At 67.3% G+C, this 26285-nt stretch carries 26 protein-coding genes and 1 pseudogene; 15 read left to right on the top strand and 12 right to left on the bottom strand.

Annotation, left to right across the window (positions count from 1 at the left end; translation table 11 throughout):
• Positions 1-3 precede the first annotated feature (3 nt).
• Both AC1DN2_RS20205 and AC1DN2_RS20200 read right to left on the bottom strand, forming a co-directional pair.
• Entirely contained in the window at positions 4-1008 is a 1005-nt protein-coding gene (locus tag AC1DN2_RS20205) for an aldo/keto reductase family protein (protein ID WP_223915020.1), read from the bottom strand.
• 40 nt (positions 1009-1048) lie between these two features.
• Complete coding sequence (locus tag AC1DN2_RS20200; protein WP_476851708.1) at positions 1049-1657, bottom strand: hypothetical protein; 609 nt, start codon at positions 1655-1657, stop codon at positions 1049-1051.
• Positions 1658-1947: 290 nt separating this feature from the next.
• Between AC1DN2_RS20200 and AC1DN2_RS20195 the strand changes: the two genes are divergently transcribed.
• Positions 1948-2364, top strand: a complete 417-nt coding sequence (locus AC1DN2_RS20195; protein WP_476851726.1) for a YchJ family protein — start codon at positions 1948-1950, stop codon at positions 2362-2364.
• Between the two features lie 25 nt (positions 2365-2389).
• On the opposite strand, the gene AC1DN2_RS20190 is transcribed toward AC1DN2_RS20195, so the two are convergent.
• The 4 genes from AC1DN2_RS20190 to AC1DN2_RS20175 form a co-directional block, all read right to left on the bottom strand.
• Positions 2390-3172 (bottom strand): hypothetical protein, encoded by a 783-nt coding sequence (locus AC1DN2_RS20190; RefSeq protein ID WP_230007273.1) that lies wholly within the window; start codon positions 3170-3172, stop codon positions 2390-2392.
• A gap of 116 nt (positions 3173-3288) precedes the next feature.
• A complete protein-coding gene (locus AC1DN2_RS20185; protein ID WP_476851707.1) occupies positions 3289-5325 on the bottom strand; it encodes an acyl-CoA dehydrogenase family protein in 2037 nt (678 codons plus the stop codon).
• Positions 5326-5388: 63 nt separating this feature from the next.
• Positions 5389-5727 (bottom strand): hypothetical protein, encoded by a 339-nt coding sequence (locus AC1DN2_RS20180; RefSeq protein WP_476851706.1) that lies wholly within the window; start codon positions 5725-5727, stop codon positions 5389-5391.
• A 203-nt stretch (positions 5728-5930) separates the two neighbouring features.
• A complete protein-coding gene (locus AC1DN2_RS20175; RefSeq protein WP_476851705.1) occupies positions 5931-6311 on the bottom strand; it encodes a PepSY domain-containing protein in 381 nt (126 codons plus the stop codon).
• Between the two features lie 164 nt (positions 6312-6475).
• On the opposite strand from AC1DN2_RS20175, the gene AC1DN2_RS20170 reads away from it, so the two are divergent.
• The 3 genes and pseudogenes from AC1DN2_RS20170 to AC1DN2_RS20160 all read left to right on the top strand — a co-directional run bounded on the left by AC1DN2_RS20170 (position 6476) and on the right by AC1DN2_RS20160 (position 12581).
• Positions 6476-7948 carry a DUF3375 family protein gene (locus AC1DN2_RS20170; protein WP_476851704.1) on the top strand — a complete coding sequence of 491 codons (1473 nt, stop codon included), beginning with the start codon at positions 6476-6478 and terminating at the stop codon, positions 7946-7948.
• Positions 7949-7950: 2 nt separating this feature from the next.
• A pseudogene (locus AC1DN2_RS20165) lies at positions 7951-8841 on the top strand (DUF4194 domain-containing protein); the annotation flags it as partial.
• 212 nt (positions 8842-9053) lie between these two features.
• Entirely contained in the window at positions 9054-12581 is a 3528-nt protein-coding gene (locus AC1DN2_RS20160) for an ATP-binding protein (RefSeq protein ID WP_476851703.1), read from the top strand.
• Positions 12582-12677: 96 nt separating this feature from the next.
• Here AC1DN2_RS20160 and AC1DN2_RS20155 read toward each other — a convergent pair whose 3' ends face one another.
• Positions 12678-13172, bottom strand: coding sequence for an FBP domain-containing protein (locus AC1DN2_RS20155; RefSeq protein ID WP_476851702.1), 495 nt, complete (start codon positions 13170-13172; stop codon positions 12678-12680).
• 119 nt (positions 13173-13291) lie between these two features.
• The gene (locus AC1DN2_RS20150) at positions 13292-13420 is read right to left on the bottom strand and encodes a hypothetical protein (RefSeq protein WP_476851701.1); all 129 of its coding nucleotides are present in this window, start codon (positions 13418-13420) and stop codon (positions 13292-13294) included.
• A 253-nt stretch (positions 13421-13673) separates the two neighbouring features.
• Between AC1DN2_RS20150 and AC1DN2_RS20145 the strand changes: the two genes are divergently transcribed.
• The 6 genes from AC1DN2_RS20145 to AC1DN2_RS20120 all read left to right on the top strand — a co-directional run bounded on the left by AC1DN2_RS20145 (position 13674) and on the right by AC1DN2_RS20120 (position 20264).
• On the top strand, positions 13674-14783 hold the full coding sequence (locus AC1DN2_RS20145) for an iron-siderophore ABC transporter substrate-binding protein (protein WP_476851700.1): 1110 nt from the start codon (positions 13674-13676) through the stop codon (positions 14781-14783).
• A 9-nt stretch (positions 14784-14792) separates the two neighbouring features.
• Complete coding sequence (locus AC1DN2_RS20140) at positions 14793-15860, top strand: FecCD family ABC transporter permease (RefSeq protein WP_476851699.1); 1068 nt, start codon at positions 14793-14795, stop codon at positions 15858-15860.
• 134 nt (positions 15861-15994) lie between these two features.
• The gene (locus tag AC1DN2_RS20135; protein ID WP_476851725.1) at positions 15995-17032 is read left to right on the top strand and encodes a FecCD family ABC transporter permease; all 1038 of its coding nucleotides are present in this window, start codon (positions 15995-15997) and stop codon (positions 17030-17032) included.
• 1 nt (position 17033) lies between these two features.
• Positions 17034-17864, top strand: coding sequence for an ABC transporter ATP-binding protein (locus AC1DN2_RS20130; protein ID WP_476851698.1), 831 nt, complete (start codon positions 17034-17036; stop codon positions 17862-17864).
• Between the two features lie 119 nt (positions 17865-17983).
• Positions 17984-19006 carry a siderophore-interacting protein gene (locus AC1DN2_RS20125; RefSeq protein WP_476851697.1) on the top strand — a complete coding sequence of 341 codons (1023 nt, stop codon included), beginning with the start codon at positions 17984-17986 and terminating at the stop codon, positions 19004-19006.
• Between the two features lie 403 nt (positions 19007-19409).
• On the top strand, positions 19410-20264 hold the full coding sequence (locus AC1DN2_RS20120) for an SGNH/GDSL hydrolase family protein (protein ID WP_476851696.1): 855 nt from the start codon (positions 19410-19412) through the stop codon (positions 20262-20264).
• 10 nt (positions 20265-20274) lie between these two features.
• Here AC1DN2_RS20120 and AC1DN2_RS20115 read toward each other — a convergent pair whose 3' ends face one another.
• Positions 20275-20562: a YciI family protein gene (locus tag AC1DN2_RS20115; RefSeq protein ID WP_018776102.1), complete on the bottom strand. Its 288-nt coding sequence runs from the start codon at positions 20560-20562 to the stop codon at positions 20275-20277.
• A gap of 102 nt (positions 20563-20664) precedes the next feature.
• On the opposite strand from AC1DN2_RS20115, the gene AC1DN2_RS20110 reads away from it, so the two are divergent.
• Both AC1DN2_RS20110 and AC1DN2_RS20105 read left to right on the top strand, forming a co-directional pair.
• Entirely contained in the window at positions 20665-21144 is a 480-nt protein-coding gene (locus AC1DN2_RS20110; RefSeq protein WP_223915074.1) for a MarR family winged helix-turn-helix transcriptional regulator, read from the top strand.
• 82 nt (positions 21145-21226) lie between these two features.
• Entirely contained in the window at positions 21227-21988 is a 762-nt protein-coding gene (locus tag AC1DN2_RS20105) for an SGNH/GDSL hydrolase family protein (RefSeq protein WP_476851695.1), read from the top strand.
• 9 nt (positions 21989-21997) lie between these two features.
• Here AC1DN2_RS20105 and AC1DN2_RS20100 read toward each other — a convergent pair whose 3' ends face one another.
• From AC1DN2_RS20100 to AC1DN2_RS20090, 3 genes are read right to left on the bottom strand one after another with little or no spacing between them, the layout of a single operon-like run.
• Positions 21998-22768 carry an FAD:protein FMN transferase gene (locus tag AC1DN2_RS20100; RefSeq protein ID WP_476851724.1) on the bottom strand — a complete coding sequence of 257 codons (771 nt, stop codon included), beginning with the start codon at positions 22766-22768 and terminating at the stop codon, positions 21998-22000.
• Between the two features lie 40 nt (positions 22769-22808).
• Positions 22809-23324 carry an FMN-binding protein gene (locus AC1DN2_RS20095; RefSeq protein ID WP_476851694.1) on the bottom strand — a complete coding sequence of 172 codons (516 nt, stop codon included), beginning with the start codon at positions 23322-23324 and terminating at the stop codon, positions 22809-22811.
• Positions 23321-24763: a ferredoxin reductase family protein gene (locus AC1DN2_RS20090; RefSeq protein ID WP_476851693.1), complete on the bottom strand. Its 1443-nt coding sequence runs from the start codon at positions 24761-24763 to the stop codon at positions 23321-23323. Before AC1DN2_RS20090 ends, AC1DN2_RS20095 begins: the two co-directional genes overlap by 4 nt.
• A gap of 501 nt (positions 24764-25264) precedes the next feature.
• Between AC1DN2_RS20090 and rpmB the strand changes: the two genes are divergently transcribed.
• Genes rpmB through rpsN form a run of 3 tightly spaced genes read left to right on the top strand, consistent with a single transcriptional unit; the run spans position 25265 to position 25978 of the window.
• Positions 25265-25501, top strand: a complete 237-nt coding sequence (gene rpmB / locus AC1DN2_RS20085; protein ID WP_011693744.1) for a 50S ribosomal protein L28 — start codon at positions 25265-25267, stop codon at positions 25499-25501.
• Positions 25501-25668 carry a 50S ribosomal protein L33 gene (rpmG, locus tag AC1DN2_RS20080; RefSeq protein ID WP_003798558.1) on the top strand — a complete coding sequence of 56 codons (168 nt, stop codon included), beginning with the start codon at positions 25501-25503 and terminating at the stop codon, positions 25666-25668. The genes rpmB and rpmG overlap by 1 nt, the downstream gene beginning before the upstream one ends.
• Positions 25669-25672: 4 nt before the next feature.
• Positions 25673-25978: a 30S ribosomal protein S14 gene (gene rpsN, locus AC1DN2_RS20075; RefSeq protein WP_026266887.1), complete on the top strand. Its 306-nt coding sequence runs from the start codon at positions 25673-25675 to the stop codon at positions 25976-25978.
• The last annotated feature ends 307 nt before the right edge of the window (positions 25979-26285 follow it).

Genomic DNA, 26285 nt, shown 5'->3' with positions numbered 1-26285 from the left:
GGCCTAGGCCTCGCGGGAGGCGGGCGACTTGGTCTGCGCGGGGTCGCGTTCGGCCAGTGAGCCGATGACGGCGTCGATCTTGTCCATGATCACCGCGTCCAGCTTCACGCCGGCTGCCGCGACGTTTTTCTCGATCTGCTCCGGCCGGGACGCGCCCATGATCGCGGAGGCCACGTTCTTGTTCTGCAGCACCCAGGCGATGCTGAGCTGCGCCATGGTCAGCCCGGCCTCCTCCGCGATCGGCTTGAGCTGCTGGACGCCGGTGAGGACCTCGTTGGACATCCAACGCTCGATCATCCGTGAACCGCCCTTGGAGTCCGTGGCGCGGCTGCCCTCAGGGGCAGGCTTGCCGGGGTGGTACTTGCCGCTCAGCACGCCCTGGGCAATCGGGGACCAGACAATCTGGGACAGGCCCAGTTCTTCCGACGCCGGAATCACCTCGGCCTCGATCACTCGCCACAGCATGGAGTACTGAGGCTGGTTGGAGATCAGCTGGAAGCCCAGTTCCTTGGCGAGGGCATGGCCGTCGCGGATCTGGTTGGCCGTCCACTCGCTGACCCCGATATACAGGGCCTTGCCCTGCCGCACGATGTCCGCGAAGGCCTGCATGGTCTCTTCCAGCGGCGTCTCGTAGTCGTAGCGGTGTGCCTGGTAGAGGTCCACGTAGTCGGTCTGCAGCCGGGTGAGGGAGCCGTTGATGGATTCCATGATGTGCTTGCGGGACAGGCCGAGATCGTTGTGGCCCTTGGGCCCGGTGGGGCCGAAGACCTTCGTGAAGATTTCCAGCGACTCGCGGCGCTCGTCCTTCAAGGCTGCTCCGAGGACCGTCTCCGCCGCCGTGTTGGCGTACACGTCGGCCGTGTCGAAGGTGCTGATACCGGCGTCGAGCGCGGCCCGGACGCACTGGGTGGCGACATCGTTCTCCACTTGGGAGCCATGGGTCAGCCAGTTGCCAAACGTGATTTCTGAAATCTTGAAGCCGCTGTTCCCGAGGTATCTGAATTCCATGGGTTCCAACGTAGCGGACTTGCCTGCCCGGGGTAAGGGCTCAGCCGGCCTTGCGTTCCTGGACCGGCCGTTTGGCCTTCCCGGCCGGCGGAGTGCCGCGCAGCGCCACGAGCGATCCGGTGTCCAGCAGGGACTTCGCTGCGGGCATGGGCGGCTTTTTGAACGCCCGCGGGACGGAGCCAAGTGTTCCATTGGTGTCCGTGGCAGACTGCACGAGGGCAGAGACTTCTGTGATGTCCTGTGCCGGTGCCAGGGGGTCGGGCAGGTCCCGGACGGTGACCCGGACGGCGGGTCCGGCCTCGGCTCTGGCCCTCGCGGCGGCGCGGGCATCTGCCCGGGCCACGGCGGCCGCCCACTCCGGCGACAGTGCGGGTTCCTTTTTGGCTGCATTCCGGGCGGGGCGTGCGGGCTTCGCTGCCTTGGCCGGCCGGTGCGGCGCCGGCTCTTCCCCAGCCCCATTTTCCCGTGATACCGGGGTTCCGCGGACGAGCCCGGCGACGGCCAGGACAACGACTGCCGCCAGCCGGCCGATCCCTGCGAGCACGAGGGTGGCGGCGAAGACCAGGAAGAGGCCGAGGAACATGAAGAACGCCACGCCGAGGGTCCCGAAAAAAGTCAGGTTCAGCGCAATGGTCGTTGGATCTTCCATGTCACCTCTCCTTGCCGGCCTGCTTCAGCGTGGTCCCTGCCGCTAGCACGCGGCGGGCAGGAGCCCCCTTAACAATACGTACTTTTCGCTGGCCCCGTGCCGCCCCCGGCGGTGGTGGCGAATATGTGTCAAAGCCGTTATCCGCGGGCGGGGCACGGGCCCTGCCGGCCGGGCGTCTATAGTCGGAGACAGCCCCGCCGGCGTCGTCCGGCCCGCCGGAAGGACATCTTGTGACGCACGCCGCAGCAGCCGATTCCGAGCCCGCCGGAGCATCTGGCACGGACCGCTCCGTGAGTATTCCGGAAGCGGCATATTCCGCGCCGTATGAGGGGAACTGCCCGTGCCTGTCGGGCGAGGCGTATGTGCACTGCTGCGGCCGGTTCCATCGCGGGGACGCCGAGGCGCCTACGGCGGAGCAGCTTATGCGCTCCCGGTACAGCGCCTTCGTGGTCCACGACGAGGGGTACCTGCTCCGGACCTGGCACCCGGACACTCGGCCCGCTGAGCTGGAGTTTGATTCCGGCATGCAGTGGCGACGCCTGGACATCCTCTCCACCAGCCGCGGCGGCCCGCTGGACAGCGAAGGCACGGTGGAATTCGCGGCGCACTACCGGCACGAGGGCGAACGCGGCCTGCACCGCGAAACCAGCCGCTTTATGCGGGTGGACCGGCGCTGGTACTACGTAGATGGCGTCGTTGCCGGCTGAGCCCTCCGGGCTGACGCCGTCGCGGCTAGGGGCGCCCGGCTGAGTTGTCCCGTGCTGAGTTGTCCCTGACGGGGTGGTTCTCAACCGTTGCTGCCGGGCTGAAGCCGGCCCGATCCACCCTGCGGTGGAAACGCATTCCCGCGAGGCCGCCCAGCACTGCGCCCACCAAAGCCACCGCGGCCACGACGATCGCCGCGATGATGCTCAGGGTGTTCAATTCGCCCTCGTTGATCGGGATCCGCGGGAAGCTGTTCAGGTTGGCCAGGATGTTGAAGCGCTGCCCGGCGACCAGGCCCAGCACGGCGACGACGATCGCGGCGATCAGGGCCCAGATCCAGACCATGAAGCCCTGCCTGGCGCCGTTGAAGCGGGCCATGCGCCCGGCGACGTATCCGCCGCAGTAGTAGGCGACCAGGAGGATCACGAGCAGCACGATGATGCCGGTCAGCCCGACCGTCTGATTGCTGGAGGCCTGGTCGACGGCGTCGTTCACATCGGTGTTGGTGGCCAGACCGACGGCGGTACCGCCGGCAGCGACCAGCGCGGTGAGCAGCACGGCCGTACCCGTGGCCGTCAGCCAGCCGAAGAATGCCGAGCCGACCTTGATGCCGCCGAACTGTTCCTTCTCGCGGGCCACTACCGTCTCGCGCGTGGGGATCTCTTCCACGACAGTGTCGTGAACAGCATCGCGGACCGGTGCGTCGCGGACGGGGTCGTCGTGGCGGACTGCTGTCACCGGGCGGGTTGTGGCGTCGTCCTGCGCGGCGTGTTGTGTCGTCTTGTCGTCGGGGCCTGCGGTGCTGCTCATGAGGGCTGCTCACTTTCGCTGAATGACCGGGCACACTGGAGACGCCGGTCTGGCGTCAACCTAACCACGGCGGAATCCGGTTAGCAAGGATGCTTACTATCCGTGGCGACGGCCCGTCAGCGGTACTTGCGGTGCAGGTCCTCCCGGACGGAGGCGCGCCGGCTGGCGTCCGCGATCCATGGACCGGTCCCTTCAGACTGGTCGAGGATTCCGGCTTCCAGCCAGGTGTAGTCCCCGGCCAGTGTCTTGCGGGCCAGGGCATGGTCGGCGTCGTCGGTGTTCCGCCACAGCCGGTCGAAATATTCGTCGACGCGAACACGGGCCTGTTCGCAGTACGCCTCGGCGAGTTCGTACGCGGAGGCGCCGCGTTCCGGCTGCGTCCGCAGCAGCATCTCGGCGCGCGAACAGCAGGCTGCCATGGCAAACAGCTCCGCACCGATGTCCACGATCCGGCCCAGGAACGCCTGCTTGTGCTCAAGTTTGGCCTGCCACCGGCCCATCCCGTAGAAGGTCTGCCGGGCGAGGCGCCGGGAGGAGCGCTCCACGTAGCGCAGCTGTTTCGCGAGCCGGCCGAAGTCGCTGTAGGAGCGCGGGTCCATGCCGGCGCCGGCCACGAGTTTGGGCAGCCACTTCGCGTAGAAGCCGGAGGCGCCGACGGCGGCCTTCGCCTTGTCGGAGAGGCGGGCATCCTCCGAGGCGAGGTCTCCCGCGGCCGCCAGGTGCGCGTCCACGGCCTCGCGGGCGATCAGCAACCTCATGATTTCCGAGGACCCCTCGAAGATCCTGTTGATTCTCATGTCGCGGAGCTGCTGTTCCGCAGCGACGGCGCGCTCGCCGCGGGCTTCGAGGGAGTCCGCCGTTTCAAAGCCCCGGCCGCCGCGGATCTGCACTAGTTCGTCCGCGATGAGGCAGCTGATCTCCGTGGACCACAGCTTGGCCAGGGCCGCCTCGATCCGGATGTCTTTCTGCCCGGCGTCGGCCATCTCCGCGGAGAGTTCAAACACGGCGTCCAGGGCGAAGGCGCTGGCGGCGATGAAGGCGATTTTCTTGCCCACTGCCTCATGCTGGCCGATCGGCCGGCCCCACTGGGTGCGGGCGTCGGACCATTCGCGGGCGATCTTCAGGCTCCACCGGCCCGTGGCGACGCACAGCGCGGGGATGGAGAGCCGGCCCGTGTTCAGCGTGGTGAGGGCGATCTTCAGGCCCTGGCCTTCCCGGCCCAGCCGGTTGGCAGCGGGGACCCTGACCTGGTGGAAGCGGGTGACGCCGTTTTCGATCCCGCGGAGCCCCATGAAGGTGTTGCGGTTTTCCACGGTAATGCCAGGGGTGTCCATTTCGACCACGAAGGAGCTGATGCCGCCTTTGTGGGCGGTCCCGTCCGCATCGGTGTGCGGCGGCACGAGGGCCATGACCACGACGAGCTCGGCGATAACACCGTTGGTGGTCCAGAGCTTGACGCCGTCCAGGAGGTACGACTCGCCGTCGTCGGAGAGGACGGCCGTGCTGCCCATCCGGGCGGGGTCGCTGCCGACGTCGGGCTCGGTGAGCAGGAAAGCGGTGACGGCGCCGGCGGCGCAGCGGGGCAGGTATTCGCGCTTCTGGGCCGGAGTGCCAAAGACCTTGACGGGCTCCGGGACGCCGATCGACTGGTGCGCGGAGATCAGGGCGCCGAGGCTTGGGTGCACCGAGCCCAGCAGGGCCAGTGCGCGGCCGTAATACACGAGCGTGAGGCCCAGTCCGCCGTATTCGCGGGGAATCTTCATTCCGAACACACCGAGCTCCGCGAGCCCTCTGAGATAGTCGTCCGGGATCCGGTCGTCGCGTTCGATGGTGCGCCCGGACATCGTGCGGCAGTAGTCGGCCAGCCGGGCCATGAACGCCTCGCCGCGTTCGACGTCGTCGGCGGGGGCCTCGGGCCACGGGTGTATCAGCGACAAATCGAAGCTGCCAAGGTAGAGGCCCTTCGCGAAGCTGGGCTGGGTCCAACTGGTTTCGCGGGCGGCCTCGGCAATGGCGCGGGCGTCGGCGGCCGTCGCGTCGGGGCCGACGTGCTCAGCGTCCCCGTCGGCCGCCGGAATCGGAATGCCTGATGTTGGAGAATCTGACGCTGGAGTACCGGGTGTGGTGGCGGGGTCTTCGATGGCGGAGCTCACGGGGCATCTCCTCTAACCGGGTGACCGGCTTGAGCCCTGGATCCGCCGCGGGTGGAGGACCCTTTAGCTGTCCCGCAATACTACTCGCGGGTAAGTGCCTGTGCTAGGGGAGGCCTGGCCCGGAAAGTCGGACCGGAAGTCCGTGCCGAAGTCGACCTGGAAATCCGCGGGCATCTCCACCGTTGAGGCGTGGTGGACCAGCCGGTCCCAACCGTGGTTGATGCCGTGGACCAGGCCCACCACCGCGCCGGCCACGAGGTACCAGGCGAGCCGGCCGGCACCGACCAAAACCATGGCCGCGAACGCGGACACCATCATGAAGGCGCCGATCATCACGGCAAACACGAGGGTTCCAATGACCACCATCGTGCCGGTTTCCACTGCGCTTAGGTCGAACTGCATTCTTCCCCCTGCACCATTGCTCCGGTTGAACCAGTAGCCCGAGCGTAGGGTGCCGTGGGCGTGCTGAACTAGGGTCCTTTGGACGTTGGGGGCCTCTTGATACGGGATCGAAATGCTACCGGGGCGTAGGTCACGGCTGAGTTGCGGCACCCTCACCGATCGGGGGGTCGCTCCGCTTGTCAGTGCCGGGAGGCTGCCCGGTGTCAGTCTTCGTCGTGTTCAGGGGCGCTCTGGCTCATGACCTGGAAGTCCGCGCCGAGGGCGACTTCGACCTGGGACCCGTCGTTGAGGCGTACCTCGACCTCGTAGGCCGCGCCGGAGTCGTCATCGCGCTCCACTTCGGTGACGCTGCCCTGGCCCACCTTCGCCAACGCGGCCTGTGTTGCCATGGCACGGTCGGCGTCACTCAGCGCCGGTCCATCGGAATCGTCACCGATCTCAAAGTTCCCGATCTTGGCGGTGAGGGCGCCCGCACTTCCGGACCAGACATCCCTGGCCTGGGTGGCCCCGACCGCAATTGACGCTCCCCCCAGCACCACCGCTGCAGAGGCCGCCCCCGTGATCCAGACCGTTCTCTTGCGCATGATCGTCTCCCTTCGGCTGGTCATTCCAGTGTGCGCCGACATAGGGGCCCAGACAACGATGAATGCGGACGGGGCCCTGCGTTAACCTTGTAGCTGGCAGTTTTTAGAATCCGCTGCCCCGCAACGCCACCCCAAACCATCCCCTTACAGCCGAAGGAGAGCGCGTGTCCCGTTCCGCCGTGTCATCAGCCGACGCCATCAGCACCCGGCTCCGGGACCTTGAGCTCCTTACCAAGGGACCTGCCTGGGCGCTGACGCGTTCGGCGCCTTGGGTGATCGCCGTGCTCCAGGCTTCCTTCACCCGCACGCGCGCGCAACTGCCGCTGGAACAGTTCCACGCCGACGTCGACGCCTTCCTCGAGCAGCTCCGCCGGCAGGCCCCCGGCACCGGAGAGCATCACAGCGGCTCGGCCAACGGCACACTTTCCGGAAAGAAATACGCGGACGAATGGACCCGCAAGAACTTCCTGACCCGCCGGAACCAGTCGGGCCAGATCGTTTACGAAGTAACGGAGCCTGCTGCCCGCGTCCTGGCTTTCCTGGACAGCCTCTCCAGCGAGCGGTCCACGCTGAACGGCTCCCGGCTCGGTACACTGCTGGGCGACGTCGAGAAGCTCGCCAACGAGACCAACCCGGACCAGAGCGCACGCATTGAATCCCTCGAAGAGGAGATCGACGAGCGCCGCCAGCTGATGGAAGACATCAGCTCCGGCGATTTCGACGGGCTGCTCGACGACGACGAGGCTGTGGAGGCGGCAGGCAACATCCTCGATCTCGCGGCCAGCCTGCCCGCGGACTACAAGAAGATGCGTGACCGGATCGAAGAGCTCGTGGGGGAGCTGCGCAACCAGATCATCGAGGAATCGCTCAGCAAGGGCGCCACCATGGCCCAGGTGCTTGAGGCCGACAAGCGGCTGCGGCAGAGCCCCGAAGGCCGGACGTTCCGCTCCTTCACCGCGTTCCTGGAGGACCCGCAACAGCAGCTGCGCTTCCGGTCGGCGATCGGCGAAGTCCTGAGCCGGCAGTTCGCGGACGAGCTCAGCCACGATGAACGCGAGACGCTCAAGAACCTTGTGGCCGAACTCCGCACCCAGCACAGCCAGATCCAGCGGATCTACGGCAAGCTCAGCGAGAGCCTCAACACCTACGTCCAAAGTGACGACTTCCGGCAGTCGGTCCGGCTCCGCAAGGTCCTGCGGGAGGCTGAGCAGGCGATCCGCGCCCTGCCGTACGAGCGCGAACGGCCCGGCCTGGTCCGCGGCCCGGTGCTGTTCAGCGCCGGTTTCGAGTCCCTGGCCATGGTCAAGCTCTTCGACCCTGACGAATTCGCGGCTCCACCCAAGCTGGCCGACCCCATCGCGTTCTCCGACTCGGACCGGGCGCGCTCGCCCCGGACCGCCAAAGCCAGGCCGGAGGCCATCCGCGCCGCGCTCGCGGGGGCCTCAACCCTCACCGAGGCCTGGGCGCACCTGCCGGCAGAGGAACGCCACATCAACTCCATCCGGGCCCTGTTGTCGCAGACCCTCCACGAAGGCGCCGGCTTCGACCGCGGGACCTGGGGCCCCATCGAATTCGAACAAATCGACGGCACCACCCGCACCGCCTACCTGCCCGTCGTCACGCTCGCGAAGGATTGACCATGACTGAAGAGACTGTGACCGAGACCCTGACCGAGACCACGACAGAAACCACGGCAGAGACCGCGACCGAGACCGCGACCGAGACCGCGGCGGAGACCGCGGCGGCGGACCCGCAGTCCGCGCCCGAGTCTGCGCCTGCGGACAGCGATGGCGCCCACGTCCGCAGCGACCCCTTCATCGTCACCCCCCGGGACACGTTTGTCGACGGCGCCGCACTCTTCCCGGGCGACACCGGCGTACTGCCCATGAAGGTGCGGCAGGCGCTCGTGAAGCTGCTCAAGGGCCCCTACATCGACGGCGGCCGCGACGAAAAGCTGTGGACCACGCTCCTGGACAACCAGCTGATCCTGCGCAGCCGCCTCTCCGAACTCTTCCTCACGCTGCAACTGGACCACGAGCGTAAGGTCGCCGTCCTGCGCCCGGTTGACCCCGAGGCGATCGGCGGCAGTACGCGTTCCAGTATCCTGCGCCAGCAGCGTGCCCTGAGCCGGGTCGAGACCATCGTCCTGCTCCGCCTGCGCCTGCTCCTGGACCGGCACGTCACCGCCCAGACGGACCCGACGATCACGCGCGAGGAAATCGCCGAACTCGTCGCCCACTACCAGCCCACCGGCCAGCAGGACGCCCTGCGCGATGCCGACGTCGTCAATCGCGCCATCACCAAGCTCCTGGCCCGCCAGCTCCTGCTCGCCACGGGCCTGGACGAGGTCTACACCATCTCCAACGCCCTCCCGCTGGCCCTGCCGTTCGAAAACATCGGCGACATCCCGGCCCAAATCGAAGCCCTGGTGGCAGCCAGCACAGACCAGTCGGGAACGGAGCCGCTCCTGGAGCTCGACACAGACACCTCGGCAAACGCGGAGGAAGACCCGGACGACGACGGCGATGCCGTCGCCGAACGTGACGTGAACAGCGGCACCGCAGTCGCTGCGGACGCCCAAGGTGACCCGTACAACGACGACGGCGATGCCGCCCCGGGAGTGGCATCGGGCCTGTCGGAGCCGCACGCTGAGCTGATCGAAGATCAGCTGCGCGGCGCAGGGGCGGGGGCGGCATCGCCGTCGTCGTCACCCAGCCACACTGAAGAAGCCGAGGAGACCAAGTGAGCATCGCAACCATGCTCCCGATGGGCGAGCTCACCAACCCCGGCCAGATGCGCCTGGCCCTGGTCCAGGTGGTCAACTGGGGCACATTCCATGGCGCCCACACGATGCACGTGGACCGCAACGGCACACTGCTGACCGGCAATTCGGGCGTCGGAAAGTCCACGCTGTTCGATGCCATGCTTCGGGTCTTCGACGCCCGTCCGCGCTCCAACGAAGCGGCTGCACAGCGGGCGGGCGGCGCCGTCGAGGACAAGCGCACCACGTTCACGTACATGCGCGGCAAGGTAGGCGACAAGGCCGTGGGGGAGGGCTCGGCGAGTGCGTTCCAGCGCCCCGGCGCGACCTGGTCCGCCGTCGCGCTGACGTTCGACAACGCCGCCGGCACGCGGGTGACGGTTTCGGCGCTTTTCGACCTGCCCAAGAACGGCACGGAATCCAGCGTCGGCCGGTACTACGTGATCGATAACAAGCCGCTGGACCTCGCGGCGATCGAGGGCATCGCGGAGAAGCGGTTCACCAAGTCTGCGCTGGACGCGATCTTCCCGGACGCCCAGATCTTCGACGTCCACAAGGCCTTCGCCGAACGATTCCGCCGGCTTCTCGGCATCAATTCGGATCAGGCCCTTCCGCTGCTGCGCGTTATCCAGGCCGGCAAGGGTCTCGGGGGCAGCGTCAACACCTTCTTCCGCGACCAGGTCCTCGATGCCCCTGCCACGCTGGCCGCGGCGGATGACGTCGTCGAGGAATTCAGCAACCTCATGTCCATCCGGCAGCGCCTCGAGGACGTCCGGCAGCAGCGCGACCAGCTGGCCCCCGTCCCCGGGCTGAATAAGGAATACGCGCAGGCGCTCCTGGACGCGAACCGGCTGCGGGACCTAACAGGTGAGGAATTCGAGGCCTACAGGCAGCAGCTCGCGGTCACAGTCCACGAGAAGACCCTGGCGCGGCTGAAGGAGCTGGCCCAGGCGAAGGCCACGGACCTGGCCGCCGAACGCGCTGTCCGTGACGGCTTCGCCAAGGAACTGCGCCAGCTGGAGGGCGAGTACAACAACCAGGGCGGCAACGCGATTTCCGCGATCGAGCAGTCCCTGGAGAACGCCCGGGTGGGGCTCAAGCTCCGGCAGGAAGTCGAGGCATCGACCCGCAAGGCGCTGACCGACGCCGGGCTGGAACTGCAGTGGTCGGCCGCCGGCTGGGATCAGGCCCACGAGCACGCCGCGGCACGCTCGGCTGAGCTCCAGGACGATTCCGAGGCGCTCAAGGAACTGCGCTTCGAAGCCTTTGATGGCCACGCCACCCGGAAGCGCGAACTCGCCGCGGCCCAGCAGGAGCTCGTCTCGCTGAAGACGCGCAAATCGTTGCTGCCGCCGTCGAGCATTGAAAACCGGAGCGCCATTGCCGCTGCCACGGGCGTGCCCGAGGAGCAGATGCCTTTCGGCGGCGAGCTGATCGACCTTGCCGAGGGCCAGGAACAGTGGCGCCCGGCTGCCGAGCGCGCGCTGCGGAGCCTGGCCACCACGCTGCTGGTCCCGGGCGAGCACTTCGCGGCAGTCACCCGTTACCTCAACGACCATTCCGTGCGCGGGGCGCTGCGTGCCGTGGACGTCTCGCGGCCCCTGGCCGGCGGTGCGCTGGCCGTCGAGGACGTGGCCGATCGCGACCTGCTGACCAAGCTCAGTTTCCTCACCGATGTCGGGCTGCCCGCCGGGCCACACGCCCAGGCGCTTGCGCAGTCCAGCGCCTGGCTCCGCGAACGGATTGCCCTCGACTTCGCCTACCCGTGTGTGGAAAACCCGGACGAGCTCGCCGGCCTGGACAAGGGCCTGAGCCTGGGCGGTGTGGTCAAGCGCAACCGCCACACGGTGGAAAAGGATGACCGCTTCACGTCCCGCCAGGACTACGTCCTCGGGTTCGACAATGCCGCCAAGCTCGAACTGGTGGCGGCCCAGGTTGAGGACCTGCAGCAGGAGCTGGCCAAGGCCGCCGAGCTGGCGCAAAGCCGGGAAGAGTCGCACCAGGGCATGACCCGGCAGCTTGAAGCCTTGCGCCGGGTGGCCGAGGACCACCGGCCCTGGGAGCAGGTCTCGGCCGCCGTGGCCGGCGAGGAGCTCGCCCGGATCGAGCAGCGCCTCAAGGACGCCCTCGCCGCACAGGCCGACCTCGAACCGCTCCGCGCCAGCATCGAAGCCGCGCGGCACAAGCACCAGTCCAGCACCGAATCCGCGGCCGTGCTGCAAAGCGAGTACAAGGCCCTCGATGCGCGCATGACCGCCGCTGGTGCGCTGCTCGATGCCGCACGCACCCGGCTGGCGCAGGCACCGCCGTCGGACGCCGGCGTCGCCGCGCTGGAACCGTACTTCACCGGCTTCGGTGACGTCCTGGAGATGCACGAACTCGACAACCTCGCCAACCAGGTCCGCACCAGGCTCCTGGCCGAACTGCACGTCGCCGAGTCCCGCGGGCAGGCCACCTCGGAGCGCCTCACCCGCATTTTCGAGGGTTTCGTCCGGGAGTGGGGCACGGCGATATCCGCGGACCACGGCACCTCGATCGGCGCCGCGGGGGAGTTCGAATCCCGCTACCACGCGATTGTCAGCGACGGGCTGCCCGCCCAGGAGGCCGAGTTCCGGCAGTTCTTCAACCAGCGGACGCACGAATCCTTTTCCACCCTGCTGCACCTGCTCGACGAGGAGCGGCGCGCCATCACGAGCCGCATCCTGCCGCTGAACGGGATCCTGTCCGAGGTCAACTTCCACGAGGGCAGCTTCCTGGAACTCGACATCAAGCAGACGCTGCCGGCGACGGCGAAGCAGTTCAAGGACGCCATCCAGAACGCGCTCAAGGTCCGGCACACCCGGCCCGGCAAGACTGTCGCGTCGGCGTCCGCTGCTACGTCCGGGGCGGAGGGGGACGACGACGCCGAGCTCACCACCCGCTACAAGTCGCTCGAAACGCTCGTGAAGCGGCTCGGCTCGCAGACCCCGGAGGACCGCCGCTGGCGGGCCGAAGTGCTGGACGTCCGCGGCCACCTGTTCATCCAGTGCAAGGAACACCGCGAAGTCCAGGGTGCCGGTTCCAAGGTTGCCGGTGCCAAGGGGGCAGCGAAGGGCGCGAAGAAGACCGAGGTCTACATGCACGCGGACACCGGCTCCATGTCCGGTGGCGAGCGGCAGCGCTTCACCGCATTCATCATGGCGGCGGCGCTGAGCTACCAGCTGGGCATCGCCGAGCAGGGCTTCACCACGTACGGCACGGTCATGATGGACGAGGCCTTCGTGCTCGCCTCCGAGGAATTCGCCGGCGCGGGCATCAAGGCGCTGCATGAGTTCGGCTTCCAGCTCCTGCTGGCTGCGCCGGAGAACGTCATCGACCTTTCCCGGCACCTTGGCTCGGTGACGGAGATCCTCCGGGACAAGCGCACCAACCGTTCCGGCGTCCTGACGGCTCCGGTGATCGCCGCACGTCCGGGCACGGAGGGCACCTGGCGCTCCGAGGCGAACCCCGTGGACATCGTCCTGCGCTGACCTCACCCCTCTCCCTTGAAGCAACGCGGGGTCATTTACGGCCCATAAACGCCACCGTAATGGGCCGTAAGTGACCCCGCGTTGCTTGGGCCGGGGCTAATTGCCTTGGACGCGCTCCACGAACTGGGCCGTGCGGGCCACCAGCCCTTCGATCTGCCGCAGCACGACCGCGGCCGGGTCCGGGTTGATCTCGTTGGCCGCAGGCTCCACCCTGACATTGCGGCAGCACAGGAAATCGGCGCAGATCAGGGTGCCCAGCGTGTTGCCGTTGCGGCCGGACTGCCCGGCGCGCTTGGCCACCCACAGCAGGACGTCGTCCTTGGAGAACACGTCCCGGCACAGCTCGCAGAGCACGGAACGGTTCTTCTTGGCCCCGCCTTCAGGGGCCCGGAGCATGATGCCGGTGGGACCCTTCGGCCCCTGCACCACGAGATAGCCGCGGAGGGGCATCTTCGCGTCCCGCCAGGCCAGGAAGTCCAATGCTTCCCAATCCAGGGTGTCGAAGCTCTTGGGCAGATTGAGTTTGGCGGCTTCTGAGCGGCTCGCGTTGATGAAGGACGAGCGGATCTGCTGCGCCGTGAATTTTTGCATGACGGACACTTTCGAAAATCGGATGGCTCCGGCCAGACGGGCGCGCGGCGCGCCAGGCGGATTGTGGGCAGAAGACTGCCAGCCTGCAACTCCGGTGTGGGGCAAGGCGTCTCGCGGGACTAGTCCGTGCTGGTCCGGGACTTCGCGGGAAGGGCCTGCGCGGGCGGGGCTGGCAGGAGCGCGGGCGCGTAGCAGGCCACAGCGGCCACCCCGCTAACCGTGGCAACAGTCATCGTCGCGATGTCCATGCTCACTTCCCCCGTCCCAACACATCACCGGTTCCGATTATCCGGCGAGCCCATCCTCGCAAAGCCCGGGATTCGTGTCCAGTTCGCATTCCGCACCCGGCGGCTGGGCCTTGAGTAGTGCAACGAGGGGCGCATCGATGCTCCGGTGCACTTCAAAGGGCAATTGAGACAATTACGTTACTCAAACCTTTCTTAATTATACAAAGGATAGGCTAGCCTTACTTAGGTTTGCATCACTTACCTAAGGAGTTCCGTGGCTTCCGCCCTTTTCACCCGTTCAGGCGGCCGCCCCGCCGGCCGCCGCCTCCGCAAGAGCGCAGGGCGGGCCGCAGCCCTCCTGGCCGCCGTCGCGCTGACCCTGACCGCCTGCTCTACCGGACCTGCCGGCTCGACGGCGGCGGACGCTCCCTCCCAGCCGGCCAGCACCGTCTTCCCGGTGACCATCAAGCACGTCTTCGGCGAGACCACCATCAAGGAACAGCCCAAGCGCGTAGTCACCGTTTCCTGGGTCAACGACGACGTCGCGATCGCCCTCGGCGTGGTTCCCGTGGGCGTGCCTAAGAACGAATGGGGCGGTAACGACAAGGGCTCCACACCGTGGAAGGACGCCGCACTGGAAGAGCTCGGCGCCGGGTTCGGTTCCGCGAAGGCTCCCGTCCAGTTCTCCGAGGCTGACGGCATCAACTTCACCGAGATCGCCAAGCTGAACCCTGACGTCATCCTCGGCGCCTACTCCGGCCTAACGGAGGAGGACTACAAGAAGCTCAGCGAGATCGCCCCCGTCGTGGCGCACCCGGAGCTGGCCTACGGCACGCCGTGGCAGGACTCCACCGCCATCATCGGCAAGGCCCTTGGCAAGGAAGTCGAAGCCGCCAAGCTGGTCTCCGACACCGAGGCCACGATCAAGGACAAGGTCTCCAAGTACCCCCAGATCGCCGGCAAGTCCTTCATCTACGGCAACCTGGAACCGGACAAGAGCGACGGCGTCAACGTCTACACCGCCAACGACAACCGTCCCCGCTTCCTCAACGAAATCGGCATGAAGCTCGCATCCGTTGTCGAGGACAACTCCAAGGGCTCCAAGGAATTCTTCATCCCGTGGTCCGCCGAAAAGGCCAACGAACTCACCTCGGACATCTTCGTGACCTGGGTGCCGGATGCCGCCACCACCGACTCCATCAAGGCTGACCCGCTGCTGGGCCAGATCCCGGCCGTCAAGACCGGCGCGCTGGTTGCCGACTCGAACAACACGCTGACCCTGTCCATCTCCGCTTCCTCGCCGCTGAGCCTGCCGTGGTCCCTGGACACGTTCCTGCCGCAGCTGGCCGGCGCCGCGGACAAAGTCGCCGCCGCAGCGAAGTAACACGCTTCCATGACAATCAGTACGGCGACGGCGCCCGCCGGCAGTGTGCCCGGCGCACCTGTCGCCCCCGCCGGGAGGAAAGCCGCCGCCAAGCAGGCCGCCTGGCTGCTGGCCGCCGTCGTCGTCCTTGTCTTGGTCTTCGCGGCGTCCCTGGCTGTGGGTGCCCGCGGAGTCCCGCTCGGCACCGTCTGGCAGGCCCTGACGCAGTACGATCCCGCTGACGGCGACCACGCCGTCATCCACGCCCGCGTCCCCCGCACCGTGCTGGGTCTGTTGGCCGGCGGCGCCCTCGGACTGGCTGGCGCGGCCATGCAGGGGGTGGCCCGCAACCCGCTCGCGGACCCGGGGATCATCGGTGTCAACGCCGGCGCGGCCCTCTCCGTCGTCACCGGGATCTACGTCTTCGGCGTCTCGTCCCTGACCGGCTACATCTGGTTCGCGTTCATCGGCTCCGCGGCAGCCGCCGTCGTCGTCTACCTGATCGCGTCACTTGGCAGGGAAGGCGCGACGCCGGTCAAACTGGCACTGGCCGGCGCGGCCCTGAGCGCGGGGCTGTATTCGCTGATGAACGTCGTTCTGGTCTCCAGTCAGGACACCCTGGACCGGTTTCGCTTCTGGCAGGTCGGCGGGATCGCCGGCCGGGACTGGTCGGTGGTGCTGCCCGGGCTGCCGTTCCTGGCCGCCGGGGCGCTGATTGTGCTGTTCACCGGACGGATCCTTAACAGCCTGGCCCTCGGGGATGACATCGCCCGCGGCCTGGGCCAGCGCGTCGGACTGGTCCGCGCCGTCACCGCGCTGGGCATTGTGCTGCTCTGCGGCTCGGCCACGGCGCTGGCCGGGCCGATCGGATTCGTCGGCCTGGTGGTTCCGCACGCCGTCCGCTTCCTGACCGGCCCGGACTACCGCTGGATCCTGCCGTTCTCGCTGGTCCTGGCACCGGTGCTGCTCCTGCTGTCGGACGTGGTGGGCCGTGTCATCCTGTTGCCCGGCGAAGTCCCGGCGGGCATCATGACGGCGCTGGTGGGTGCGCCTGTCTTTGTGTGGCTGGTCCGCCGCGGGAAGGGGGCAGGGCTGTGAGCAAAGCAGACCTCGCCAACGTCAGGCGCGAGCTGGGGGAGAACGCACCCGCCGAGCGCGAACTGGCCGAACCGGCCGGCCCGGTCCGCGCCAATGTGGGGCCGCTTCGCAGTGCGCTGATGGGCCGTGTGCTGATGGGCCGTGTGTCGATGGGCCGGACGGCCCTGCTGGCCTTCGCCGTCGTTGTGCTCCTCGCCGTCAGCATCCTGCTGGGCAGCTACACCGTCACCGTCCCGGACTTCGTCAGGATCCTCACGGCCCACCTCACCGGTGGCGAGAGGATCCCCGGCGCCAGCTTCATCGTGATGGAAACCAAGCTGCCGCGGGCAGTCATCGGCACCATGATCGGCATTGCCTTCGGGCTCTCGGGCACCCTGTTCCAGACGATGCTGCGCAATCCACTGGCCAGTCCCGACGTGATCGGCATCAGCTACGGGGCCAGCGCGGCCGCCGTCACCGCCATCGTCGTTTTCGGCGCCTCCGGAGCGGCGGTGTCCGGCGCGGCACTGTGCGGGGCCGTGGCGGTAGCCGTCCTGATCTACACAATTTCGCGCAGCGGTTCCCTCGGATCTGGCGGCGGCAATCACGCCAACACAGCCGGAAGCCGGCTCATCCTGGCCGGCATCGGCATCGCCGCGGCATTGAACGCCGTGGTCAACTTCCTCATGACGCGGGCCGATATCCGCACCGCGGCCGAGGCCCTGATCTGGCTGAACGGATCCCTGAATTCCGCCAGCTGGGACCGTGCCGGAGTGCTGGCCCTGGCGCTGCTGGTCCTGGTGCCCGCCGCCGCCGTCCTCGCCGGCCCGCTGCGCATCCTGGAACTCGGAGACGACGCCGCCGCCGGGCTCGGCATCCGGGTGGGCATCACCCGGCTGGGCGTGGTGGCCGTTGCCGTCGCCCTTGCCGCCGGCGCCACTGCAGCTGCCGGGCCCGTGGCCTTCGTCGCCTTCCTGGCCGGCCCCATCGCGCGCCGCTTCACCGGCAAGGCCAGTCTTCCGGCCGGCGCGTTCGTCGGCGCCCTGATCGTCCTCGCCGCCGACTACTTCGCCGCCAACATCGCCCCCCTGCTGCTGGACGGCACCGTCCTTCCCGTCGGTGTGGTCACCGGCGCGCTGGGAGCACCGTTCCTGCTGTGGCTCCTGGTCACGGCCAACCGAAAGGACGCCTGACATGGCAGTTCTCAACGCCAAGGACCTGACACTGCAGTACGACCAGCGCCGGGTGGTGGAAGGCCTCACGGCGGAGATTCCCGAGGGGAAGGTGACAATGATCGTGGGCGCCAACGCCTGCGGTAAATCCACGCTCCTCCGCGGCCTGTCCAGGCTGCTGAAGCCGGCTGGCGGCACCGTGACCCTGGACGGCAAGGACATCCATTCCCGCCCGGCCAAAGAACTCGCCCGCATCCTCGGCCTGCTCCCGCAGCACCCCACCGCCCCCGACGGAATTCTGGTCCGCGACCTCGTTGGCCGCGGACGCTACCCGCACCAGGGGTTCTTCCGCAGCTGGAGCACGGGTGACGACCTCGCTGTGCACCGTGCGCTGGAAGCCACCGAAACGCTGGAGCTCGCCGAACGCAACGTCGACGAACTCTCGGGCGGGCAGCGCCAGCGCGTCTGGATCGCGATGGCGCTGGCCCAGGAAACCGACGTTCTGCTGCTCGACGAGCCAACCACCTACCTGGATCTGGCCCACCAGGTGGAGGTCCTGGACCTGATCACGGACCTGAACCGGCGCCGCGGCACCACCGTGGCAATCGTCCTGCACGACCTAAACCTGGCGGCCCGGTATGCGGACCATGTCATCGCCATGAAAGGCGGCAGGATCGTGGCCGAGGGCACCTCCGCCGACGTCGTCACCGAGGACTTGGTCCGTGACGTCTTCGGCCTGGACTCGCGGGTGCTGCCCGACCCCATTTCCGGCACACCACTGATCATCCCGCTCGGCCGGCACCACGCCGAGTTCCCAAAAGCAGAAACAGCAACCCTGGAGTTGGTCCTATGAGGGCAGTTAACAGCAGTGCAACAGCCGGCAGTGCAACGGGCGGCACTGCAGCAGGCAGCAGCCAGTCGCGGATACGCCGTACTCCCTCTGGGGTAAGCAGCCAGCCGCCCACCCAACCAATGACCCTGGCGTTCGACGTGACGGTCGCCGCGGTGCAGGAGCTCAGCCCCAACTTCCGCCGGATCACCTTCGGCGGATACTCCCTGCGTGGCTTCGGCGTCCACGGCGAAACCCTGGACCTGCGCGTGAAGCTGATGATCCCGTCCCTTGCCGGGGACAGCACCCAGCTGCCGCTGCCGGTGTTCCACATGGAGCAGTCCGGCTGGTACCAGGAATGGCTGGCCATGGATCCCGCGATCCGTGGCTCCATGCGCACCTACACAGTGCGGCAGGAACGCCTCGACTCCGTGTATCCGGAGATCGACGTCGACTTTGTCATGCACTTCGACGCCGCCGGAAGCGGCGGACCCGCCGCGAACTGGGCCCTGAACGCCAGGCCCGGCGACGCCCTCACCCTCATTGGACCCAACAACCGGGCCGCGCACTGTGTCACGGCGGAGACCTACTCCGGCATCGAATGGCGGCCGGGCCGGGCCCAGCGCGTACTGCTTGCCGGTGACGAGACCGCTGTCCCGGCCATCAGCGCCATCCTGGAAAGCCTCCCGTCTTACATCAGCGGACATGCGTTTCTTGAGGTCCCCGAGCCCGGGGACTTCCTGGATCTGAGGTCCGACGCCGACGTCGAAATCACCTGGCTGGCACGAGGCGCCTCGATCGGCCGCTCACGTCCGCACGGCGAACTCCTGCAGGAAGCCGTCCGCGCCGCTGTTCCCGAACCCGGCTGGGTCGGCCTCCGGCCGCCCTCTGATTCTGCGGCCGGCGGCGGGGCAGGGCCCGAACCCGATGACGTGAACGTGGACCAGGACATCCTCTGGGAGACCCCCGCCCGGATGGACGCCGCGATGATCGGAGCCGGCAAGAACCCGGACAAGCCCACCGGGGCACTGCCGTTCTACGCCTGGATCGCCGGCGAAGCGGGCACCGTCAAGGAGTTGCGGCGGTACTTGGTGCGGGACGTGGGGATTGACCGGAAACAGGTCGCGTTCATGGGGTACTGGCGGCAGGGGAAAGCTGAGCTCTAACTGACGCTCCCGCAGGTCCTGCGGTTCTTGCCCTGACGCTCCCGCAGGTCCTGCGGTTCTTGCCCTGACGCTCCCGCAGGTCCTTCCGGGCTTACGCCCGCCACCGCTGCTTTGCCGTCGCTCCCGTTGTGCAGGTTGCTGTGCGGCTTCGCCCGCAATCGCTGCTTTGCCGTCGCTTAGACACCTCCTGCGGCCGCGGGCGGCCTTAGTCGGCGATGCGCTCCTTTGCAAAGCGGCGATTGCGGTCTTGGGGGTGGGTTACCTTCAGTGCGGCCCGGGTGACATTAAGGACACTCGCCGGTTGCGGTTGCGGTTGCGGTTGCGGTTGCGGCTCGCTCGGTCGGTCACCTTGGGTTAACTCTCCCTTTCCCTGGCCGCTTTTTGCGGGGGTTAGTTTGGACGGATGGGTTCAGTTCCTTTGCTTCCGGATCGAGGCGGGCGGCGGGTCTTTGTTGCCTTGGGGGATTCCTTCACCGAGGGCGTGGGGGACTACGATCCCCGCTTCCCCAACGGCGTGCGGGGCTGGGCAGACCGGGTTGCGGAGAGGCTGGCCAAGGCGCAGCCGGGGTGGGAGTACGCCAATCTGGCCATCCGCAGCAAACGGCTGCGCCACATCGCCGGCGAACAGCTTGGTCCCGCCGTGGCCATGGAGCCGACCCTCGTCACGCTCTACGCGGGCGGCAACGACATCCTGGATTTCGGCACGGACATCGGGGCCCTCATGCGGGACTACGAGTCCCTGGTGGCTGCGCTCGCCGGCACGGGGGCAACCTTGGTGCTCTTCACCGGCTTCGACGTCAAGGTCTCGGCGCTGCTGGAGCCGCTGAAGAAACGCAACGCCTTCTACAACCGGCGCGTCCGCGAGATCGCCGGCCGCTACGGCGCGGTGCTGGTGGACTACTGGTGCTTCGACGCCTTCCATGACCCGCGGATGTGGGATTCGGACAGGCTGCATATGTCCAAGGCAGGCCACAAATACCTCGCCTCACAGGTCCTGGACCACCTTGGCGTGCCGCACAAGATCAAACCCAGGGAATGGGAACCGCCCGTGAAACCGGGCCTGCGGGAGTGGGAACGCCGGCAGCGCCGCTGGGTCCGCGACTGGGTATTGCCGTTGTTCGGGCGGAAGCTCCGCGGCGTAACCCTCGGCGATCAGCTCCGGCCGCGCTGGCCCGAACCCGTGCGGGTCCCGCGCAAGGGCGGTCTGAAGAAACTGCTGCCCGACCAGCGCGCCAGCGGCCAGTCCGGGGCCGGGTAGCCGCCGGGCCTTAGCTGTCCAGCAGGTTTTCGTAGCCCGGAGCCACCCTGTTGGCGTGGAACTCCATGACCTCGAATTCAGCCACACCGTTGACGTAGAACGGGTCCTTGGCCAGGGCGGCGTCAAGGCTGGCCCGGTCCGCGTTCGAGAGCAACAGACCGCCGGTGCGGGGGATTTTGCGCCCCGCGACCATGAAGACGCCGTCGTCGAAGGCTGCCTGCAGCCACGTCACGTGCGCCGGAAGATGGAACTCCACAATGTCCTCGGGGACTTTGTATGTCAGGGAGACTACGTACATGCGGCCAGCCTACCGGTAGCTGGCCACGGACAGGCGGGAAGTTTTCCGGAATTGCCCGGCTGAAGTTGAATCGTCAAGCTTCCAGTCTCCTAGAATGTAGCCATGACAGAACCCCGCTGGCTCAACGCCGACGAACGCCGGGCCTGGCTGGCCCAGCTCAGCATCAACACCATGCTGCCGGCCGCCCTGGACACCCAGCTCCACGCCGCGGGCAAGCTTTCCCTGTTCGACTACAACGTGCTGGCGATGCTTTCCGAGGCCGAAGGGCGCTTCCTGCCCATGAGTGAGCTCGCCGCGCGCACCAGCGCCTCCCTGTCCCGGCTCTCGCATGTGGTCACCAAGCTGCAGAACCGCGGCTGGCTGGAGCGCAGGCCGCACCCGGGCGACGCCCGCGTGACCACGGCCCACCTGACCGATGCCGGAATGCAGACTATTGTGAAACTCGCCCCGGGGCATGTCGAGGCGGTCCGCTCACTGTTCCTCGACGCCCTGAGCCCCGAGGACGTCGCGGACCTGGCCCGGATCGGCGAAAAGATCGTGGCCCGACTCGACGACGACCACTGGATCCTGCGCGACATCTAAGCGCGACAGCCGAAGGCGCCGCAGTCCGACGTCGGGCATCACCGTCTTTGTTGCTCACGGCAACTGCTGGCAGACTGGATCCATGGATTTCACGTCCCGCTATGTAGCCCTTGGAGACTCCTTTACGGAAGGCGTCGGCGACGACGACCCTACCCGGCCCAACGGTGTCCGGGGCTGGGCGGACCGGGTGGCAGAGGGGCTTGGCGCCGCCGATCCCGGCTTCGGGTACGCGAATCTTGCCATCCGCGGACGGAAACTCCGCCAGATCCTGGCCGAACAGGTCGATGCCGCCGTCGCCCTCAATCCCACCCTGGTCAGCATCTACGCTGGCGCCAACGACATCCTCCGGCCCAAGGTCGACATCGATGACCTGCTGGCCGAATACGATGCCGGAATCCGCAAGCTCACGGCCACGGGCGCCACCGTGGTGATGTTCACCGGCTTCGATGCGCGGGGTTCCAAGATTTTCGGCACCATGCGCGGCCGTACGGCCATCTACAACGAACTGGTTCGCGGCATCGCCGGGGACCACGGGGCCCTGCTGGTCGACTACTGGCGTTTCAGCGAGTACTACGACTGGGGCATGTGGGCCACGGACCGGATGCACATGTCTGCCGCCGGCCACGCGAACATGGCCAAGCGCGTCCTCACGGTGCTGGCACACGAGCACTCGATTGACGTCCCGCCCATGACGCCGGTTCCCGAGCTGAGCCGGGTGGACGCCCTCCGCGCGAATGCCCGGTGGGTCCGAGAATTCGCCGGCCCGTGGGTTGTCCGGCGCGTCACCGGCAAGTCGTCCGGCGACGGCCTGGAGCCGAAGTACGGCCAGCTGACCCACCTCTAGAACGGCACCCTAGGCGCGGAACCCCGGCGTCGCGAGCAGTTCCCCGTCGCGGCGGACGGCGAGGACATCGATCTCCCAACCGTCCGTGGCCCGGTGCAGCATCGCGGTCCCGCCGGCCACGATCGCCGTCGCGAGCACATCGGCGGTGACAATGTCTGCCGCGGCCACGGAGACCTGGGCGAACCCGGCGCCGGAGGAGCCCGCAGTCCGGCTTCCGGCTCCTGCTGCCCAGATATGGTCACCCCGCTCCGCTGAGCCCGACGTCGCAAGGGCGCACCGGGGGCCAGGTCCGCCCAGCTCGTAGGCGGCAAGCAGCGCCGAGCGGTCCAGCGGGTCAACGACGCCGGCCGCCCACGCGGTTCCGCTGCCCGGCACGGGCGAGCCCATCACCAACACGTCGCCGCCGGCATTAAGGCACCAGTCGGTGATCCCGCGGCTCCGCAACGCCTCACCGGCCTGCCCGATCGCGTAGCCCTTGATAAGCCCCGAAAGGTCCAGCACACCGTCGGGCCGCTCCGGGGAGAACGCGCCCTCCGTCCTGAGCCGCCAGCCGAGCGCCTCCGCGTAGCGGTCCCGCATCGCGGCGGATGAGTCCCGCAGGGAAAGCTCGCCGCGCGCCAGCCGGCTCGCCTCCGAATCGGGACGGTACAGGCTGAACGTTTCGTCCAACCCGGCAAAGACGCGCTCGACGGCGGCGCTTGCGGCGTCGAGCCCGCCCTCCCCGCCCACAGTTTCCGGGACGGCCCCCGCTGGAACGGTCAGGCTGATGACTGTGCCCATCGAGCCAAACGTCCTGGCCCGCAGGGCAGAGCCGCCCAGCTCAGAGGTTGGCTGCATCGAGGGCCGCCTGCAGGGAGTTCAAGTACGCCTCGGAAGTCACCGTGGCACCACTGATGGTCTGCACATCCGCGGACTGGGATTGGAGCACTTCGGCGCGCAGGAGCGGGGCGGCCCGGTTGCTGATCTGCACGGACTTTCGTTCAGCATCGGTCAGCTGCAGCGCCGTGACGTCGGTGATCTTTCCGGCTTGAACCGTGATTTGCACCTGCACGGAGCCGAACCGGGTCTGGACGACCGAGCCAGGGTACGTCCCTACGGCCTTGGCCGAGGCCCCTGAGGTGCCCGCACCCGACGCGCCAGACGTTCCGCTTGAGCCGGACGAACCCGTGGAGCCGGACGTTCCGCTTGAGCCGGACGAACCCGTGGACCCGGTGGTCCCGGCGGCCGCGCTTGCGACGGAGCTGCCGGTATCGGCTACATGGACGCCGGACTGCCAGCCGGCGATGAGGATGCCGGCGGAGGCCAGGGCGGCTGAAACTGCTGCGCGGGTTCTCACCAGTCGAACCTTTCGTAGTGGATTTGGTCTTCCCGGACGCCGGCTGCGCGGGCGTCTTCAAGCACGTTGTCTGCCCAGGCGGAGGGGCCGCAGACGTACACGTCGGCGTCGGCGATCTTCGGGTCATAACTGGCAAGCCGGTGGCCGGCACGGGCGGCGTGCTCCGGAAGCCAGGTCTGGATGCCGGCCGGGCGGGAGCCGGTCAAGTGGAAGAGCGTGGCGCCGCGGCGCCGGCAGAGATCGAGGATCTCCTCGCCCAGGTAGAGCTCGGATTCGCTGTGGCTGCGGAGGATGACAGTGGCGTTGCCGGGCTGGAATGGCGTGCTCTCCAGCAGGGCACGAACCGGCGTGATGCCAATTCCGGCTCCCACCATGACCACATGGGTGCGGCTCCGCGCGGACGTGCTGAACAGCCCGTACGGTCCCTCCACTGCCACCTTGGTGCCGGGCTTCAGCGACGCCAGCTGGGATGACCCCTTGCCCAGGTTGCGGACAGTGATCCTCAGCGTGCCCTGGCCGGCGGCGTCGAAGTGGACAGGTTCGGCGGACAGACTGAACGGATGCGGATGCCACCACAGGCCCGGAGCCAGGAACCGCCAGATAAAGAACCGGCCGCCACTGCCCGCCAGCTCGTCCAGTCGAAGGCCGGACATCTCAATGCTGACCACCCCGGGGGCCACCCGCACCACGCGCTTGACGGTCAACTGGTGCCTGAATGTTGCCACCACAGGCTGGACCACCCGGTAGTAGAGGAGCGCGGCGCCGGTCGCGATGCAGAGGGCCAGCCAGTACCAGCGCTGCCAGGTTCCCTCGGCAAAGAGACCGCCCACACTGAACTGGTGGGGGAGCGAGGTCAGGACGGCCGCGTACGTCAGGAGGTGGACGGCGTACCAGAATTCGTAAGGGAACCGACGTCGGACGGCTACCAGGGAGGTGACGACGACGGCGATGAACAGGAGCATGGAAATGTAGGCCAGCCACATGTCAGGCACAAGGACCCAGAGGGCAACCGACTCGCTGACGGGGTCCAGCCCTTCCGCCATGCCGTAGCCGATCGCAATGAGGACTCCGTGTGCCAGCAGCAGGTACAGGGCCGGTTTGCCCAGCTTGCGGTGAAACTCAAGGGCGCGGTCGTGGCCGACTGTCTGGTCGATGAGTGGGATTCGGGCCGCCAGCAGCAGCATGAGAAGCACAAGGTCCATGCCGGCGAGGCCAGCTACAATCCCCAGCGCGGTGAAGGAACCGGCTGGAGTCGAGAAGCCGGCCATTCCGCCGTCGGCCAGCCACAAGGCGACCGCGCCGGCCAGCGACGTCCAGAAAAGGACCGTCAGCAGATCCGCTCTTAGCAACCGCCGGCGGTACTGCGCCCTGAAGGGGTTCACAGCGCCGCCGGAGCTGCGGCGAATCCCGGGACGGTTCGTCAGAAGTTGTGTGTTCATGGATCCAGAATTGCCCCCCTGCCTATCATTTCGCTGTGAAAAGCCTTCGTCGGGCATATGACTCGGGAGGGCACCGGCCCGACGCCTGCACTGGCTGTGGGGCGCTACCCTATACACCATTCAGCGCCGGATTGGTCTTTAAATCGCCGAACTCGTAGACTTGGTAGGCGCTAGGTGGCGCGGAGCGTGCGCAATTGCTCCGGTTGGCAGGACCCGTCTGAAAAATCGACGGTCCTGGAGGCCGGTAGTTAGGGGCTCAAGTTGCGCGCATTCCTGTATTCGCCCAGCATCCCGGCACTTCGCAATGACGGTCCAACAGATCGCCGGCGCCAGGTGCCCGTGGCCCACAATCTTCGCCGCAGTGAGGAAGTAGACGGTTTGTGCCGTCTGAATCCCGCGGACAACGACGGTTGGGGGAGGGAGCCGGATGCGGACGCCGCCCAACGCACGGTCAACGGGAACTCCGTTAGCCGTTTCATTTATTTTTTGAGGAGAGTCGTCATGGCAGCACACTGCCAGGTGACCGGAGCCGAGCCGGGCTTTGGACACAGCATTTCGCACTCGCACCGTCGCAACAAGCGCCGGTTCGACCCGAACATCCAGAAGAAGCGCTACTGGGTTCCGTCCCTGCGCCGTAATGTCACGCTGCAGGTTTCTGCTCGTGGCATCAAGACCATCGACGTACGCGGCATTGACGTAGTCGTCGCCGCCATCCTGGCACGAGGAGTGAAGCTCTAATGGCAAAGGATAAGGACGTACGTCCGATCATCAAGCTGAAGTCGACCGCGGGCACGGGCTACACCTACGTGACGCGCAAGAACCGTCGTAACGACCCGGACCGTCTGGTCCTGAAGAAGTACGACCCCAAAATCCGCCAGCACGTCGAATTCCGAGAGGAGCGCTAAACACATGGCTAAGAAGTCAATGATCGCTAAGAACGAACAGCGTAAAGTCATCGTCGAGCGTTACGCTGCAAAGCGCCTCGAACTGAAGAAGGCTCTGGTTGATCCCAACTCAACCGACGAAGTACGCGAAGCTGCTCGCCTCGGCCTGCAGAAGCTGCCCCGCAACGCCTCGCCGGTACGTCTGCGTAACCGCGACATCATCGATGGCCGTCCGCGCGGTACCTTCCAGAAGTTCGGCATCTCCCGTGTTCGCTTCCGCGACATGGCTCACCGCGGTGAGCTCCCGGGCATCACGAAGTCTTCCTGGTAATTCAGGACTCCTGAAGCCAGTGGCTTGAAGAAGGGCCGGCAACCATTTGGTTGCCGGCCCTTCTCGCGTTTAAGGACTTGGCGGTTTCACGCCCCCCACTGTTCCCTTCGGCGGTGACGCACCACACACTGCTGGCTTACGACGCCGGCGGGCCTGGTCGGGTGGTTTTGGGTTGTGGTGGCGGGGTTTTTGGGTGGTGGGGTGGGTGTGGGGGGTGGAGTTGCGGTGGGGGCGTGGTGGGTGTATTGTTTTCTAAGTCGCCGCGAGGGAGACCAGCGGAAATGCTGGGAACCGGAGGCGGCCAATC

It is taken from the genome of Arthrobacter sp. 01L42, from assembly GCF_056400005.1.
This window is presented reverse-complemented; position numbering and strand designations above follow the sequence as displayed.